At 53.3% G+C, this 15,152-nt stretch carries 15 protein-coding genes and 1 pseudogene; 11 read left to right on the top strand and 5 right to left on the bottom strand.

What is annotated here, in order from left to right:
* Nucleotides 1-147: 147 nt before the first annotated feature.
* Nucleotides 148-1,026 carry a hypothetical protein gene (locus ACIOMO_RS01355; protein WP_401237611.1) on the bottom strand — a complete coding sequence of 293 codons (879 nt, stop codon included), beginning with the start codon at nucleotides 1,024-1,026 and terminating at the stop codon, nucleotides 148-150.
* 787 nt (nucleotides 1,027-1,813) lie between these two features.
* Between ACIOMO_RS01355 and ACIOMO_RS01350 the strand changes: the two genes are divergently transcribed.
* Complete coding sequence (locus ACIOMO_RS01350) at nucleotides 1,814-2,356, top strand: HEPN domain-containing protein (protein WP_401237609.1); 543 nt, start codon at nucleotides 1,814-1,816, stop codon at nucleotides 2,354-2,356.
* A gap of 303 nt (nucleotides 2,357-2,659) precedes the next feature.
* On the opposite strand, the pseudogene ACIOMO_RS01345 reads toward ACIOMO_RS01350, so the two are convergent.
* Together ACIOMO_RS01345 and ACIOMO_RS01340 are read right to left on the bottom strand one after the other, a co-directional pair.
* Nucleotides 2,660-3,127, bottom strand: a pseudogene (locus tag ACIOMO_RS01345) (DUF3313 domain-containing protein); the annotation flags it as partial.
* Between the two features lie 75 nt (nucleotides 3,128-3,202).
* Entirely contained in the window at nucleotides 3,203-5,233 is a 2,031-nt protein-coding gene (locus tag ACIOMO_RS01340) for an alkyl/aryl-sulfatase (RefSeq protein ID WP_082341436.1), read from the bottom strand.
* A gap of 606 nt (nucleotides 5,234-5,839) precedes the next feature.
* Here ACIOMO_RS01340 and ACIOMO_RS01335 point away from each other — a divergent pair.
* The 3 genes from ACIOMO_RS01335 (at nucleotide 5,840) to ACIOMO_RS01325 (ending at nucleotide 7,460) form a co-directional block, all read left to right on the top strand.
* Nucleotides 5,840-6,355 carry a GrpB family protein gene (locus ACIOMO_RS01335; RefSeq protein ID WP_401237608.1) on the top strand — a complete coding sequence of 172 codons (516 nt, stop codon included), beginning with the start codon at nucleotides 5,840-5,842 and terminating at the stop codon, nucleotides 6,353-6,355.
* 282 nt (nucleotides 6,356-6,637) lie between these two features.
* Nucleotides 6,638-7,054 (top strand): glycine zipper domain-containing protein, encoded by a 417-nt coding sequence (locus tag ACIOMO_RS01330; RefSeq protein ID WP_212546062.1) that lies wholly within the window; start codon nucleotides 6,638-6,640, stop codon nucleotides 7,052-7,054.
* A 133-nt stretch (nucleotides 7,055-7,187) separates the two neighbouring features.
* On the top strand, nucleotides 7,188-7,460 hold the full coding sequence (locus ACIOMO_RS01325) for a hypothetical protein (RefSeq protein ID WP_212546112.1): 273 nt from the start codon (nucleotides 7,188-7,190) through the stop codon (nucleotides 7,458-7,460).
* A 44-nt stretch (nucleotides 7,461-7,504) separates the two neighbouring features.
* Here the strand turns inward: ACIOMO_RS01325 and ACIOMO_RS01320 are convergent, their stop codons facing one another.
* Nucleotides 7,505-8,026 carry a hypothetical protein gene (locus tag ACIOMO_RS01320; protein ID WP_401237606.1) on the bottom strand — a complete coding sequence of 174 codons (522 nt, stop codon included), beginning with the start codon at nucleotides 8,024-8,026 and terminating at the stop codon, nucleotides 7,505-7,507.
* Between the two features lie 164 nt (nucleotides 8,027-8,190).
* Between ACIOMO_RS01320 and ACIOMO_RS01315 the strand changes: the two genes are divergently transcribed.
* Entirely contained in the window at nucleotides 8,191-9,075 is an 885-nt protein-coding gene (locus tag ACIOMO_RS01315; RefSeq protein ID WP_401237605.1) for a serine hydrolase domain-containing protein, read from the top strand.
* Between the two features lie 92 nt (nucleotides 9,076-9,167).
* Here ACIOMO_RS01315 and ACIOMO_RS01310 read toward each other — a convergent pair whose 3' ends face one another.
* Complete coding sequence (locus ACIOMO_RS01310) at nucleotides 9,168-9,524, bottom strand: hypothetical protein (RefSeq protein WP_053119594.1); 357 nt, start codon at nucleotides 9,522-9,524, stop codon at nucleotides 9,168-9,170.
* Nucleotides 9,525-9,621: 97 nt separating this feature from the next.
* Here ACIOMO_RS01310 and ACIOMO_RS01305 point away from each other — a divergent pair, with 97 nt between their 5' ends.
* The 6 genes from ACIOMO_RS01305 to ACIOMO_RS01280 all read left to right on the top strand — a co-directional run bounded on the left by ACIOMO_RS01305 (nucleotide 9,622) and on the right by ACIOMO_RS01280 (nucleotide 15,124).
* Nucleotides 9,622-10,080 carry a metallophosphoesterase family protein gene (locus ACIOMO_RS01305; protein ID WP_401237603.1) on the top strand — a complete coding sequence of 153 codons (459 nt, stop codon included), beginning with the start codon at nucleotides 9,622-9,624 and terminating at the stop codon, nucleotides 10,078-10,080.
* 82 nt (nucleotides 10,081-10,162) lie between these two features.
* The gene (locus ACIOMO_RS01300) at nucleotides 10,163-10,465 is read left to right on the top strand and encodes a helix-turn-helix transcriptional regulator (RefSeq protein WP_053119590.1); all 303 of its coding nucleotides are present in this window, start codon (nucleotides 10,163-10,165) and stop codon (nucleotides 10,463-10,465) included.
* A gap of 63 nt (nucleotides 10,466-10,528) precedes the next feature.
* Nucleotides 10,529-11,509 (top strand): zinc-dependent alcohol dehydrogenase family protein, encoded by a 981-nt coding sequence (locus ACIOMO_RS01295; RefSeq protein WP_401237601.1) that lies wholly within the window; start codon nucleotides 10,529-10,531, stop codon nucleotides 11,507-11,509.
* A 37-nt stretch (nucleotides 11,510-11,546) separates the two neighbouring features.
* Nucleotides 11,547-11,843, top strand: a complete 297-nt coding sequence (locus ACIOMO_RS01290) for an antibiotic biosynthesis monooxygenase (protein WP_053119586.1) — start codon at nucleotides 11,547-11,549, stop codon at nucleotides 11,841-11,843.
* Nucleotides 11,844-12,045: 202 nt separating this feature from the next.
* The gene (locus ACIOMO_RS01285; protein ID WP_401237599.1) at nucleotides 12,046-14,421 is read left to right on the top strand and encodes a DUF3772 domain-containing protein; all 2,376 of its coding nucleotides are present in this window, start codon (nucleotides 12,046-12,048) and stop codon (nucleotides 14,419-14,421) included.
* 241 nt (nucleotides 14,422-14,662) lie between these two features.
* Nucleotides 14,663-15,124, top strand: a complete 462-nt coding sequence (locus tag ACIOMO_RS01280) for a DUF3574 domain-containing protein (RefSeq protein ID WP_401237598.1) — start codon at nucleotides 14,663-14,665, stop codon at nucleotides 15,122-15,124.
* The last annotated feature ends 28 nt before the right edge of the window (nucleotides 15,125-15,152 follow it).

The raw sequence follows: 15,152 nt of genomic DNA, 5'->3' as shown, positions 1-15,152 counted from the left end.
TCGGGGCTGCAACAACCTTGAGAACGAGGTTCGCTTTGGCAGGAAGAAAAGCTGGCAGCCAAATTTGGCTGTCAGCGACTGGCTGCTTTCGGCCAGAAGCAGTCATTGAGCATCTACACCTAATGCTAGTTCAACGGCACGGATGCCCTAGCTGCTCAAAGAAAGCTTTAGATGATCCTTCATCCATAGCGCAAGTCCGGCTCGATGCCTAAATGTGTGATTGAATGGCGGATGGATGTGTCTTTCATGATATTTCAAGTCTATCTCCATGCCTCTGTAGAACTGAATACTTTCGTCAGTGACGTTTACAAATGGAATGCAGTAATAGCCAATTATCATTACGCTGTTGTTGAATTCGTACCTGCCAGTTACGTGCTCAGTAATCTTCTTAAACGCTGTTTTGAGATATGGGCCGATATCTTGAAGGCTAGAGACAATCAGCTGTTCCTTAAAGTGCTTCCACATTAACCTGCTAAGATCTATCCCCACAATTCCGACATCTTTTTCAGTGCAACGCAATTGGATCTGGTCATGAGCCTCATCTATATTGTCTTCCAGCTTGGTGTCGCTGGATACCCGTTTGCATTCAACGTAACCAATGCTTCCCATTGGGAGTGGAAATTTAAAGTCAGCTACGGTGTCGAAATCAATCTCGGCACCGGATTCTGAAAAAACTCCTGCCAAAATTAGCTCAAATAGATAGTTTCGGCTATTCTCCGACCCCCCAAGCTTCTCATCCTTGAGGAACTTTGTTCCATTTAGTAGCTGTCTGACGTTCTTCTTGCCAATCTCCTGCTCTTTCAGTACGTCTAGGTACACGCGATAAAGAGTGTCTACCTCTGACATCCCCCAAATCAATTCTGCTGGATATTGCCCTATGCCGAACTCGCCAAGGTCGCGCATGATGGCTACGTATCTGGAGCTATTGACATTTAGCCCTTGGTCACGCAACCACTCGATTGCCTTCCAATAGTTTTTATGAGAAAACTCAGTATGCCTCGTTACGTTTTCAGAGAAGCGTTCCATCAGATTGAACCTCCTAGTAAGTGATGGCATTTTAATGTTTTCTGTAATACATTAACAAGCAGCAAAATCAAGAGATTAAAAAATCTCTATTCCTCATAGCACTTGATCTACGACGTTTACGTACTGTGCGCCAACGGCGTGATGGATATTGACGGGCTCACGCATAGAGTTATTGTTAGAAAGGAATTTGATGGCGAACTGTTTCAGACTTATCACTTACAAAAAGCATAGGTTGAGATATGGGTATTGAGGCAGTCGCCCCCTAATGTCACAGACAGTTTCAAGCGTCAGGTTTAGGAATGGAATCTACAACAGGAGAGTGTTCACTTTCGGCCGGTTACGGCCGGAGTCAACCGGCCGCTTTGGGCCCAAGCTGTGTAAAAACGCGGACACCGATTTTAAGCTCGCGTTGCTACGCAAAATCTGCACGTACTTGGTGAAGTAGCGGAGCTGAAATTTGCTTAGAAACGGGATTTTCGCTCTGTTTCTGACCGTCAAACCAGCTCCACAACGTTTTTACACAGCCTCGGTCGTTTTCTGCCCTCGCTACAGAAAGCAATCGATCGGCGGCAGTCGTTCGCAGATTATTAGGGATGTAGCGCACTAGACTACCACTCTGTAAAAAAGTACCCTCCTGCAAGATATCTATTGAACTCGACGTAAACATGAAAGCTTGCCATTTACCCATGCGCGACAGAGATTAAAGAAACAAAGCACAACAATCCTATTGATAATGCCGGTGCCCGTCATGATACTTAGTACTCTCAATCTCGAAAAAACACCGTCCATGCGTTTCAGCAAAAACCTGGTTAAAATTAAATATATTCAACACATCCAAAACGATTTAATCAGCTGCGACGCAAAGCGAATAGATCTAAAAATCGATTTCTTAAACCAGTCTTACGTATTCCAATTAATTGCTTTTTGGCAGGTTTTTATAGAGGATCTGGCAGGCTTCGGATTTAAAAAAATTGAAAAATCGGAAAATGGCAAAGTATTCAAAAGCATTGCCAAAGCCAGGCTCGATGAGGCTTTGAAAAAATTCAATACCCCAAACGTAGAAAACATTAATAAACTTTTCAAAGATACTCTTGGTGTAGAATATACAACCACTCACTGGAAATCTAAAAACTTAACAAATCAGCAAGCTGCCTTAACCCTGGCAGAGCTGCTAAAAGCACGACACCAAATTGCCCACACAGGAAGGTCAACAAACAAGCTCTCCTACAAAAACAATTTTGAAAAAATGGAAATCTTGATGGAGATGGCCGTGCTCACCGAAAAAGCCATTATCAATGAATTAGAAAGCGCACTCGGGATCAAACAATAATCTTGTGCACATTGGAGGAGCTTTGAAGCAGCTCCTCCCTGTGTTGCTACTTTGAGAAAAGGGGAAGACCTATTTTCTCCAGAGCTGTCAGCAATCTGTAATTACCTCACAGCGCGTTCTATAATCGGTCTTTTCCATCTAAATCTTGGGGTATGCCAACTCCAGATTCGGCTTCAATAGGTTGATAAAGGCCCTCCGTGACAGGCGGCTATCGGCCAAAAACTGCCATTCGTGCCCCCCGGCTTTCAGCCAGAAGCAGCCACCCGAAGGTGGCCGAAGCAATGTTCCCACCGCTTTATTTAACTATTTGCTTTTGAGTAAATGGAATGACTTGGCAAGATCTTGCGCCCAGGTATCAAGTACGGCTTTGAAGTCATTCGCCTGCATGACCTGGGCCGAGTTTTCAAGATCTGCACCCGCGCCTTTGCGCACTACCTCCGCGACAACTCTGTTATCACCTCCGTCTAGAAAGACAGCCTCCGTGGCCAAACTTGTATCTTGGTCGCGGATTCCAGTCGCCGCGCTCACACCCGCCGCCACCAACGCAATCGGAATCACTTGGTAAGGACGAAGGCCCTTTGTTTGCGCACTTACCGCAGTGATAGCCGGTCGTACCACAAGTACTCCGGGGCCAGGCGCGCTGGCGATGACAAGCTCCCGCGAGAAAGCGTTTTTTAATGTTTGGTCATAGTAGTGAGTGATGCCCTGCATGGTTTGGAGCGGCAGTTTCGCTGTAGGTTTAGGGTTGGGGTAAAGCTGGCTGGGCTCGATGTTCCACGCGAGTTTCGTCTGGCTGATATGACGGCAGTCGAACTGCCGTCATTCTCACGGTCGTTGATCAACCCCTCATGGCGTCACGATGTTGAACCAGAAATCGAAGTTATCCATATAGGACACCAGTTCCTCCAGCTTGCCCTTGGTTCCTTCTTCCTTGATATCACCCGAAGCCAGAGCATCTTTTAGCGTCGTTTCCTTTAACACGATTTTGTTCAGCGTATCGCGGGTCAAACTGATCGTCGCGTCGGCGTCTTTGGCTGCCAACCCCTCCGTGTGGTTGAGCACACCGTTTTCCATTTCCACCGAGTATTTTTGCTTCAGATCGGTGAAATCGAAATTGAGCGACAGACGTTTGTCTTCTGCTTTTGGCGCATTCAGGCGCATGGCCAAGAAATCGAAGAACAGATCCAGATCCATCGCCCGCACAGTGTCCGGGCTGGCAGTGTCCGGGGTCGGCAACTTCATTACGCCTTCGCGCAGTTCTTTGGCACCGGTGAGGTAAAAGTTGCGCCAAGGCCCACTTTCCGCCTGGTAACCTAGCTGCTCAAGAGCATCCGCTTGTAGGTTCTTCGCTGCCTGACTGCTCGGGTTGGCGAATACCGCATGGTTAACGACTTCGGCGACCCAGCGGAACTCTCCCTTATCGAAGTATTCTTTGGCCTTCTTCAGAAGCGCCTCTTCACCCCCCATCATTTCCACGTAATGCTTGGCACCTTCTTCCGGGGGGAGTTCGTTCAGCGTTGCCGGATTACCGTTAAACCAACCCAGATACAAAACGTACGTGGCTTTGACGTTGTGGTTCACCGAACCGTAATAGCCACGGTTGGAGAACTTATTGGCGATCCCTTTCGGCAATTTAAATTGCTCGGCGATCTCGACCATGGTGTAGCCCTTGTTGGCAAGGCGCAGGGTTTCGTCATTGATATAACGGTACATGTCGCGCTGAGAAGACAGTTGCTCGCGTACTTCTTTATTGCCCCAAACTGGCCAGTGATGCATGGCGTACATGACCTGGACATCATCGCCCCACAACTTCAGCGTCTCGTTCAAGTATTTCGACCAAGCCAACGGATCGCGGATTTTCGCTCCACGCAGCGAATACGTGTTGTGCAACGTATGTGTGGAGTCTTCGGCAGTGTTTAGCGCTTTCTTTTCCTTGATGTAATAAAGCATTTCAGCTGGCGCTTCGCTGCCAGGTGCATACAGGAACTGATAGGTCAGGCCATCAATGACATGAGTTTCGCCAGTGGTCTTGATAATGTCGGTTGGCGGAATAAGCGTTACCGTACCGGCTGATGTGGTGGTGCCCAGACCCGCGCCCAGTTGGCCCGTCGGTGTCGGGGGAAGCAGGTTGCCGTACATGTAGCTCGCGCGACGACTCATGGCATTGCCTGCCATCACGTTTTCGGCGACCGCATGTTCAATGAAGCCTAGAGGGGCATAAATCTTCACCTTGCCGGCTTTAACATCGTCCTCGTTCACCACACCGCGTACACCACCGTAATGGTCGATATGGCTATGGGTATAGATGACGGCCACGACTGGTTTCTTTGGCCGATGCTGATAGTAAAGCTCGAGTGCTGCCTTGGCTGTTTCGGTGGAGATCAGTGGGTCGAAAACAGTGATGCCGTCCTTGCCCTCGACGATGGTCATGTTGGACAGATCGTAGTTACGCACCTGGTAGATGCCATCGGTGACTTCGAACAGCCCGGAAATGTTGATCAGTTGAGACTGGCGCCACAGACTTGGATTGGTGGTGTCCGGTGCGGCCTCACCCTCCTTGATAAAGTTATACTTACCAGGATCCCAAATGACATTGCCCGAAGAGCCCTTGATTACTGTCGATGGCAACGGGGCAATAAAGCCTTTGTGCGCCAGTTCGAATGACGTCTTGTCATTGAACGGCAGCTCATTGAGCAACGCACTGTTCGCCGCCTTGGTGGCTTCCGAGGCAGGCTTTGGTTTTTCCCCGTCAGCCGCGAGGGCTTGCGAAGCCAATGCTATGGCTGCCACCAACGAAAAAGTGGCACCAGCCAATTTCAAGGAACGCCAATCCCCTCGTGGTTGACGATGCACTGTCGAGTTACTTTCCAAAACCATCTTCTACGCTCCTTCATAGTAGGAATGCGCTAAGCCTAAAGCGCAAAAAAAGCCCATTTGAAGGTAGTAGGGATTCGCAATCCGATAAGAAAAAAACGCTCATTTTCAGAGATCAAGTGAAACAATTTTTATCGTGAGCAATACAAGCTCAGGACTCTGACAGGTGGGGGTTTTTCAGGTGAATCAGTCTGAAAAATATAAAAACACTTGTAATAACAATAGGTTGAAAGTTTTCTAAAGAGCCTTTCGCGTATTTTCGATTCGTCAATAACTGCAATCCGCGAACTGTCGTCACTTGCTGTTAAGAGGCGACGAACGGTAATTACGCTGAATAACGTAACAATGTAACGCTAGTCGCAAATGGCCATGCATATGAAATTTTAAAGTCAGTCATGAATGCCTGCTAATGGCCGAAAGTGGTCGTTGATGACAGGCTGCTTTCGGCCAGACGCAAACGCTGGACAGGACAGCTACCCAACCTCGACCAGATTCTAATTCGATCTGCTAAACCGCCGTAATGCCGAGGTTTCGTTATCAGTCGCTGGCGGATGCAGATGTTTTGACGGAAAATTCGGTGCTTTAGATATTTTTCGCCAAGGAACGGACATGGCATTGACCAGCAAGATCACTCCCTACAATCCCACTTGGCCCGCCCGCTTTCTGGTAGACAAACCACTCATCGCTTCGGCCTTTAGCGATGAGCTGATTGCCATACACCACGTTGGAAGCACCTCTGTTCCAGGGCTCGCAGCGAAGCCCGAGATCGATGTGCTCATCGAGGTTCACGATCATCGCAATGCCTCGGCGCGGGACGAGGTGTTGATGGGTTTGGGATATGTACGAGGAAGTAATCTATCGGAAGGGCATCATTTCTATCGGCGTAATGTGGATGGGATTCGCACGCACAAGCTCCACGCTTGTACCCGTGGCCACCTTACGATCACCCAGATGCTTGGGTTCAGAGATTTGCTTAGGCGCGATCCCTCGATCCGCCAGCAGTATGAAGCGCTGAAGTTTCAGTTGGAGTCGAGCAATATTGGTGGGATGGCTGAGTATCTGGAGAAAAAGTCTACGTTTATTATCGCGGCGCTACTTCATGCCGGTATATCCATTCCTGAATGACCGATGGGTGGCTGAGCGACCCCGGAATCAAGTGTCCGCTTTTGGCCGAAAGCAGTCACTCATCAACGACCGCTTTTGCCACAGAAAATCATCTTGAAACTCGAAATACGCACCCCGTCGATCTTGAAAACTCGCACTACGAATCTGACGGCTTACGCGATAAACGGTCCCCCTACCCAGCAATTGCTTGACCCAGATTAATGCACGGCTGAATGCGCATTGACCTGCTCAGTTCGAGCCAACAGACTTTCCTGCTCATTTGAATAGTTTGAGGTGAGTTCGATGCGCAGATCATTATCGGTTGTTGCATTAAGCCTGTTTGTTTCTCATTACGCGGTCGCCGGTGAAACCACCAACACAGCACTGGGCGGAGGTCTCGGTGGTGCGCTTGGAAGTGTTGTCGGTCAGTCGGTCGGAGGAAGCACTGGCGCGTTAATCGGTGCCGGGGTTGGCGGTGCAACCGGGGGTGCAATCAGTGCAAAAAGCGGCAAGAAAACTGAAGCCGCGATTGGCGGCGGTATTGGCGCCGCGGGTGGCCAGGTCGTTGGCGCCAGTCTGGGCGGATCAACTGGCGGTCTGATCGGCGCGGGATTGGGCGGCGCAGCCGGCGGTGCAGTGGGCAATAACCTGGCTGACGATAACGACCATCACTCCGGTCATGACCACAAGCACAAGAATAAACACAGTCACAAACATTGAAACTGATCTTCCCATGCCGACAGCCTGTCGCGACCCTTCAATAAAATTTGAACCGCCTCAATACTCACTCGCCTAATGATCAGCTTGTGAGTATTCCCACAGGCAATGTGCCAATACCGGCATGCTCCGAGAGGTGATCAACGTGGCTAAAGACGAGAAGAAAAGCAAAGGTGAAGCTTCCAAGGCCAGCAAGGACTTGAAGGACAAGAAGTCGTCACCGGAAAAGAAATCAGCGGCAGCCTCGGCGCTTTCGAAATCTTCCGATAAGAAAGACAAGAAAAAAGACGCCGAACCGAAAAAAGCCGATAAGAAGGCCGATAAGAAAGCCACCAAGAAAGCTGATAGCAAGCCTGAAAAGGCCAAGAAATCAGAGAAGGCCGACAAACCGGCGAAGAAGAAAAAGTAACCTCTGCTATCGGCTAGGGCGCTACGCCCTAGCCTCTTCCCTTCTTACAAATCTTTTTTGATGTCTGGTGGCAGCGGGCCGAGGAACATTCTCTTCAATCGATCTCGACCCAATGCGCGCGTCAGTTCTGAAAAGACGCAATACACGAAGATCAAGGTAATCAGCAGAATCTGCACTGCCCAGAATTGTGGCCAGTTCATCGAAGTCCACAACGTGGCGTTCGCGTCCATGAAGCTGTGTGCCTCTTTCCAGAACTCATACAGCCGCTCCAGATAATGAACGACCAGCGCCACCAGCGCGTACATAAGCGTTTTCCAGGTGACGTTCCAGATCAGCGGCTTTTCCGGAAAGCGATTAATGAACGGCAGCATGTCTGCGACCAGCACGGATTTGCCGAGCACCAGCGACGCGATCAGGATTGACGTGGAGACCGGCATCGAAACGCCTGTGCCCTTCATCATCAGCGTACGGATAAGGGCGACGATGTGCAGAATGATGAAGAAAAATACGGTCGGCGGAATGGCCTTCATGACTTCGTGCTTGATCGTGTGGAGTACGGCTTTCATATCGATCCCCTGAGCGCGTGATCGAACGAGCTTAGTCGAAAGCCCGAGGCTTGACGAAATGGGAGCCCGAACACCATTCGAACTGGGATTGATATCGGGTCACAAAGAATGAGAGTGAGCTATCTTGTCGGCCTGCAGATTCACTCAATAGCCCAGGGAAGCCAATGCTTAGCTCGCTCATATCAAATGGTCAGGTACAAACGCCTGAACAATTAGAACTGACGGTGCCTTGGTGGAGCTTCACCAAAACAGTTTTGGCGGCGACAGCCCTGTCGCTGGTACGAGATGGGCTGACTACGTTAGACGAGCCAGTGACTGATCAGCCTTTCACGCTGCGTCAGCTTCTGCGGCATGAAGCAGGTCTGGCCGATTACGGCGAACTTGCGGAATATCACGCAGCCGTCAGGAATGACGATTCGGCCTGGTCGGCAGATGAAATGATGCAACGGCTTGACGCTGCTCGACTTCGATACAGTCCCGGAACCGGTTGGCGTTACTCAAATGCTGGCTACTTGCTCATCGGCAGGCTCATTGAGCGGCTAACTGATCTGACGCTTGAAGAGGCGGTGCTACAGCGGGCGATTTCACCATTGGGTCTGTCGAATGTTCGCTTCGCTAAAACGCGCGCAGACTTACAAACGACTCACCTTGGAAGCACCTTGAATTACGACCCTGCCTGGGTTTATCACGGTCTGCTGACTGGACCGGTTTCGCAAGCAGCGCTATTTCTGGATCGCCTCCTCAGCACTGACTTGCTCTCCTCGAATTTGCGCCAGGCAATGCAGGCCGCGCGAACATTGGGCGGCTCAATACCCGGACGCCCATGGATCACTGCGGGCTATGGCTTTGGTGTGATGCAGGGGACGATTGATGGCGGGTATTCCCTCTGCGGGCACACAGGTTGCGGGCCGGGCAGTGTTATCGCTGTCTATCGTGTTCGTGAGGGCGATGCATCAGCGTGTTGCGCTGTTTTTGAGCCGGGTACCAGTGAAGGTGCTGTCGAGGCCAACGTCGTTGAACAGTTGATGCAAGCGCTGCCGCATGTCTAATTCTTTACGGCATCAACAGCAAGTCGTGGTACATCCTCTCGATCACATCCTGCTCTGAGGCCCACAAGAGTTTTCGATTTCTGTAGCCAGCTTCAATACCCTTTGGCCAGACGCTTTTGCCAATCGCCACCCTGAGCGTTTTCGCACTCCTGCTCAGAATCAAAGCGAACATTGCGATCTGTCAGTTTCAGCTCAATACCCGCTTCATCCAACGCAATAGCCGTCAGTGCAAAGATCCGTGCTTTTGCGCCAACCTCGGCGAGCTTTCTGTCGGCAAGGGTTTCGAACACCCAAATCACTTTCAGTGTTTCAGCCAGTGCATTCAGGTCAGCCGTGTGGGTGAGCCAGGTGAAGCCTTTGATTTCACTTTTTGCCGTTTCGCACGCTTCGGTCAGCGTGGTGATCAGCCGGCGTTCTATTCGCGCTAGTTCACGTTTTCCTGCGGGCATTGCAAGTTCCTTGGCAGATCATTAAAGGGGCGTAGGCGCACTCTGGCATTTTCGGCTGAACACCGCCATCCACACCAACCCTGCTAATCTGTTCCCCATGAAAATCGCCATCATTTCCGACACTCACGGCCTCCTGCGCCCCGAAGCGTTAACCGCGATCGAGGGCGTCGAACTGATCCTCCACGGCGGCGACATCGGCAGCGCTGACATCCTCAGCCAACTGGCGCAAATCGCCCCGGTTCACGCCGTGCGCGGCAACAACGATCTGAACCTGCCCTGGGCCACCGACCTCCCCGATCACCTCACCCTCAACCTCAACGGCTGGCCAACCCTGCTGACCCACGACATCGCCGATGTTCCCGCTCTGCTCGATAGCCACACCCGAATCATCATCACCGGCCACTCGCACAAACCCTTGATCGAATGGCGCGGCGATCGGCTGTACTTGAATCCGGGCAGCGCCGGGCGGCGGCGTTTCAAATTACCGGTCACCCTCGCGCTGCTGGAAATAGGGGCTGACGCGCTTGATCCACAACTCTTCCACCTTCTGCCCTGAAGATTTTGTGTTCCGGCGCGTCATCAAAAAAACTCATCGAACATCGCATTGACATATCGATAAATCTCGATATCCTCGGCGCATGGACTTACTCGAAATATTCAAAGCGCTCTCAAACCCTACCCGCCTTCAAATCCTGAAGGGGCTCAAGGATCCCGTGAAGAACTTCCCCGCGCAGGACGAGGGCGACGTTCACACGGTTGGGGTCTGCGTCAGCAGCATTCAAGAAGGCATCGGGCTGTCTCAGTCAACGGTGTCGGGTTATCTGGCGACTCTGCAACGTGTGGGCCTGGTCGAAGTCAGGCGCATCGGTCAGTGGACGTACTACAAACGCAATGAAGCAACCATCAGTGTTCTGGCCGAGATCATAGGAAAAGAGCTGTAGATTTTTTTACCGCAATATATCGAGATATCTCGATATCCCTTTTTGTAGATATGAGGAAACACCATGAAAGCGATGTTGCTAAAAGCCTTCGGAGGCCCTGACGCGTTCGAGCTGCACGACGTGCCCAAACCCTTGCCGCAGGCGGGCCAAGTGCTGGTTCGAGTCCACGCGACTTCCATCAATCCTTTGGATTACCAGATCCGCCGTGGCGATTATCCCGATCTGGTATCGCTGCCGAGCATTACCGGCCACGACGTCTCAGGCGTTGTCGAAGCGGTCGGGCCAGGAGTAACGGCGTTTACTCCAGGGGACGAGGTTTGGTACACCCCGCAGATATTCGACGGTGCGGGCAGCTACGCCGAGTACCACGTCGCCGCCGAAACCATCATCGGCAAGAAACCGCCTTCGTTGAGCCATCTCGAGGCGGCAAGTCTGACGCTGGTGGGCGGGACGGCATGGGAGGCATTGGTCACCCGGGCGGCGTTGCGAGTCGGCGAAAGTATCCTCGTGCACGGCGGCTCTGGCGGCGTCGGGCATGTGGCCATCCAAATGGCAAAAGCGATGGGCGCCAGAGTGTTCACAACCGTGCGTGAAACCAATGTCGAGTTCGCTCGGAGCCTGGGTGCCGACACCGTCATCGACTACGAAAAAGAGGACTACGTTGACGTCATCCTTCGCGAAACGGCTGGCCGCGGGGTCGATGTGGTGTTCGACACCATCGGTGGCAACACGCTGTCGCGCAGCCCGGACGCGCTCGCGCAACTGGGTCGCATCGTGACGATTGTCGACATCGCCCAACCGCAAAACCTCGTTCAGGCCTGGGGCAAGAACGCCAGTATCCACTTCGTGTTCACCCGCCAGAACCGCGGCAAACTGGATGAGCTGAGCGCACTGGTCGCACGCGGACAGCTGCGCCCACACGTTGGCGCGGTCTTTTCACTCGCCGACCTGCCCCTCGCTCACAAATTGCTTGAGACGCCCAACAACGGTGTTCAAGGAAAGATCGTGATCGACGTCAGGCCCTCGATCGTCACGCCAGTGTGAACTTCAAATCGTTTCAGTCCTTCCCGAGGAACATCGCATGATTTATGAGATCGCTGTACTTCCCATACACCAACAACACATTGAAAGGTTCAGAACGGCGTTTGCCGAGGTCGCGCCGTTGCTCATGCGTGCCAAGGGCTACAAGGGCCACGTGCTTGCGCAAGGGATCGAAACCGCCGACGTTTTCAATCTGATCGTGAAATGGCAATCACTTGAGGATCACACACCAGGCTTCGAAGCGAGCGAAGACCATCGGCTGTTCATGCAGGGTCTGGAAGATTACTTTTCCGCAGAACCCACGGTTTACCATCTCGAAGGGCCTGAGATGTCTTAGGGGTCGCTTATCATGCTGACAGTGAGTCGCTGCAGAAGCGGCCACTGTCAGCTCGATTCAGGCCATCACCTGCTGCACCGCAAGGCCTCACACGGCACACCCGTCCTCGTCGGCAAGTGGGCCGCCCTGAAACTTTTTCCCCTCGACCTGCCTGATCACCTAACCTCTTAGACTGTGTGTTCATCGAGAGTCGGTCTGTCCCATGCGCAACACGTTGAAGTCGTTGTTTCTCATCGCATTCATGCTGCTCACCGCCGGCAGTCCATCGCTGTGGGCCGCCGATCTGCCAGCACCTGCCGCGACCGCCGCCACGCCGCTTCCGGTCATTTCGCAAAGTGACCTGCAAGCCCTGCAACAACGCCTCGATGGCCTGAAACAGCAAATCTCCGCCGCGAACAATTACAACCAACTCGAAGGCCCACAGGATCGGGTGCAGGCGTTCATTCTGGACGTCGATAAATTGTCGGCGGCTTTATTGCCGCAACAGGCGCAACTGACCGTGCAACTGGGCGTTTTGGGCGCAGCGCCGGACACCGAGATCGCCGCCGAGCAAGCGGATATCGTCGCCCAGCGAGCGACGCTGACGGAGCAAAAAAACAAAGTCGACGGCACGCTGAAAAGTCTGGCGGCGCTGAAGCAAAGTGCGGCGGATCTGATCACGCAGATCGCCGGCATCCGCCGCACATTGCTTGAAAGCGAGTTGACGCTCGGCACGCTGAGCGTGTTGAACCCGGACTTCTGGGCACCGCTGGTCAATCCTTCGCGGGATGATCGGCAGCGTTTCAGTTTTTTCGTTGATCAAGTTTCTGACACCTGGGCGACGGTGTGGGCGCCGGGGCGGTATTTTTATACGCTGGTGTTGCTCGCGCTGGCACTGGTGGTGTGGACGTTCGGCCGTCGTCTGGCCGAGCGTGGGCTGACCTGGGTTTGCATCCACCGCATGCCGGAAGGTCGTTTGCGCCGCAGTGCGCTGGCGTTTGCTTCGGCGCTGGCGACGATTGCGACCACCGCCCTCGCCTTGCATGTGCTGTATTACGCGCTCACCCGTCACGCGCCGCTGACACCGGTGCTGTCGACGTTTTCCGAGGAATTCGAGAAGGCTGTGTACGCCTGCGTGCTGATTACCGGGCTGAGCCGTGCGCTGTTGTCGATCGATCATCCATCGTGGCGCTTGCCGGCCATTCACGATCAGGTCGCGCAGGCACTGAAGCGCTTCCCACGCATCCTTTCCGGCACATTGCTGGTGCTGGTGACGCTGGTGCAGGTGTGCAACGCCACCGGCATGAGCAGTCAGATCGTTCTGACCGGGCGCGGCGTGACATCGATTGTGGTCATGGTGATTGTGGTGACACTGCTGCTGCGCGTCGGCAAGGTGCGCAAAGCGTTGGTCGCCGCCAATGACACGCAAGCGAACAGTACGTTCGCCGGGGTGATGTACACCATCGCCAGTATTTCGATGTTCGTCTCGGCGATTGCGCTGCTCACCGGTTACGTATCGCTGGCCCGTTTCATCACCTATGAAGTGGTCTGGGCCTACATTGTGCTGTCGGGTTTTTACTTGCTGATTCAGGTGATCAAGGACGGCTGCGAATACGCGTTCTCGCCCAAGCATGCGAGCGGCAAGGCGCTCAAACAGTTGCTGGGAATAGGCGATCGGCGCCTCGATCAGATCTCCATTCTATTGTCCGGTTTCAGCCGCGCGGCGCTGTTGCTGCTGGCGGTGATCGCGTTGTTTGTCGGTGGCATCGGCACCACGCTCGGGCAGTTGGCGACCAACATCATGGCGATCCTCGGCGGTGCCGGGTTGCGCAAGTTCAACATCGTCCCTTCGCATTTGCTTAACGCGGTACTCGCGCTGTTGATCGGTATCTGGCTGATCCGCGCCCTGAGTCGGTGGCTCGACAATGAATTCCTGCCCAAGACCGACATGGATCCGGGGATGTGCGCGTCACTGAGCACGCTGTTTTCCAACATCGGTTACGCGTTCGTGATTCTGCTGACGCTGTCGTCGTTGGGCGTGCAGTGGACGAACCTGGCGTGGATCGTCAGTGCGCTGTCGGTGGGTATTGGTTTTGGTTTGCAGGAGATCGTGAAGAACTTTGTTTCCGGTCTGATTCTGCTGACCGAGCGGCCGGTGAAGGTGGGCGATTTGATCAGCATCAGCGGCGTCGAGGGTGATATCCGCCGGATCAACGTGCGCGCCACCGAAATTCAGCTCAGCGATCGCTCGATTGTGATCGTGCCGAACTCGCAGTTGATCTCGCAGAATCTGCGCAACGTCACGCTGGGCGGCAGCGCTCAGGGTGTCGCGTCGCTGGAGTTGGTTTTTCCGCTGGATATCGATCCTGAGGCAGTGAAGGATCTGCTGCTGAACACCTACCACGAGAACGAAACCATCCTCGAAAAACCGGCGTCGTTTGTGCGCTTCAGCAAGTTGTCGCCGGACGGGATTACGCTGACGGTGACCGGTTATGTCGGCAGCCCGAGGATTGTCGGGGTGACCAAGAGTGATCTGCTGTTCGAGATTCTCAAACGGCTGGGAGCGGCCGGCATTGCATTGGCATCGCCCCCACCCTGATGCCCCTGTAGGAGCTGCGGAACGCTGCGATCTTTTGATCTTGTCTTGTAAAAAAAACACGATCAAAAGATCGCAGCCTCGTTTCACTCGACAGCTCCTACAGGCTTTCGGATCGTTCGTTGCGCAGCGACCCAAGGGTTATTCCGGAAGCGCCTAGCAGCCTGCTTTTTAGGTCTTTATTGACGGTGAAACGGCGACCTTATACTCGCCGGGTTCGCTCAATCATCAATAAGGATGTTCCATGCCTCAACGTCTTTTACTGGCGGCACTGTTCGTCGCAGTCGCCGGTTGCGCCAGCCCTCCTCCTGCTTCCGTTCACACCCACGATCCCGCCAGTTCAACCCTGCAAGGCGATGCCTCACGGCCGGCGCAGGCGCAGTGGTTGCGCACTGAGTTGTACTTCTCGGTGGGATCGATCGATCGCAAGGAAGGCGCGGTCAGCGCGGCGCGCTGGCGCGAGTTTCTCGACAAGGAAGTGACGCCGCGGTTTCCCGATGGCTTCACGGTACTTGATGCCTATGGGCAGTGGAGCGATAAAGGCGCGAAGGAGCCGGAGCGTTTGAGCACTAAAGTCATTGTGATTTTGCATGAGAACAGTGCGAAACGTAGCAGCGATATCGAGGCGATTCGGTTGGCGTATAAGCGTATTACCGGGGATTTGTCGGTGCTGCGGTTGTCGCAGCCGGCGGAGGTGTCGTTTTAAGAGCCCCTCACCCTAGCCCTCTCCCCGA

It is taken from the genome of Pseudomonas sp. NPDC087804 (genome assembly GCF_044742965.1).
Lineage (GTDB): Bacteria > Pseudomonadota > Gammaproteobacteria > Pseudomonadales > Pseudomonadaceae > Aquipseudomonas > Aquipseudomonas rustica.
The sequence above is the reverse complement of the archived record's forward strand: the minus strand, read 5'-3'. Positions and strand labels throughout refer to the sequence as shown.

What these genes read in the sequence shown, in the direction of transcription:
- ACIOMO_RS01355 (WP_401237611.1), bottom strand. Translation starts at nt 1,026, where the DNA reads ATGGAACGCTTCTCTGAAAACGTAACGAGGCATACTGAGTTTTCTCAT.
- ACIOMO_RS01350 (WP_401237609.1), top strand. Translation starts at nt 1,814, where the DNA reads ATGCGTTTCAGCAAAAACCTGGTTAAAATTAAATATATTCAACACATC.
- ACIOMO_RS01340 (WP_082341436.1), bottom strand. Translation starts at nt 5,233, where the DNA reads ATGGTTTTGGAAAGTAACTCGACAGTGCATCGTCAACCACGAGGGGAT.
- ACIOMO_RS01335 (WP_401237608.1), top strand. Translation starts at nt 5,840, where the DNA reads ATGGCATTGACCAGCAAGATCACTCCCTACAATCCCACTTGGCCCGCC.
- ACIOMO_RS01330 (WP_212546062.1), top strand. Translation starts at nt 6,638, where the DNA reads ATGCGCAGATCATTATCGGTTGTTGCATTAAGCCTGTTTGTTTCTCAT.
- ACIOMO_RS01320 (WP_401237606.1), bottom strand. Translation starts at nt 8,026, where the DNA reads ATGAAAGCCGTACTCCACACGATCAAGCACGAAGTCATGAAGGCCATT.
- ACIOMO_RS01315 (WP_401237605.1), top strand. Translation starts at nt 8,191, where the DNA reads ATGCTTAGCTCGCTCATATCAAATGGTCAGGTACAAACGCCTGAACAA.
- ACIOMO_RS01310 (WP_053119594.1), bottom strand. Translation starts at nt 9,524, where the DNA reads ATGCCCGCAGGAAAACGTGAACTAGCGCGAATAGAACGCCGGCTGATC.
- ACIOMO_RS01305 (WP_401237603.1), top strand. Translation starts at nt 9,622, where the DNA reads ATGAAAATCGCCATCATTTCCGACACTCACGGCCTCCTGCGCCCCGAA.
- ACIOMO_RS01300 (WP_053119590.1), top strand. Translation starts at nt 10,163, where the DNA reads ATGGACTTACTCGAAATATTCAAAGCGCTCTCAAACCCTACCCGCCTT.
- ACIOMO_RS01295 (WP_401237601.1), top strand. Translation starts at nt 10,529, where the DNA reads ATGAAAGCGATGTTGCTAAAAGCCTTCGGAGGCCCTGACGCGTTCGAG.
- ACIOMO_RS01290 (WP_053119586.1), top strand. Translation starts at nt 11,547, where the DNA reads ATGATTTATGAGATCGCTGTACTTCCCATACACCAACAACACATTGAA.
- ACIOMO_RS01285 (WP_401237599.1), top strand. Translation starts at nt 12,046, where the DNA reads ATGCGCAACACGTTGAAGTCGTTGTTTCTCATCGCATTCATGCTGCTC.
- ACIOMO_RS01280 (WP_401237598.1), top strand. Translation starts at nt 14,663, where the DNA reads ATGCCTCAACGTCTTTTACTGGCGGCACTGTTCGTCGCAGTCGCCGGT.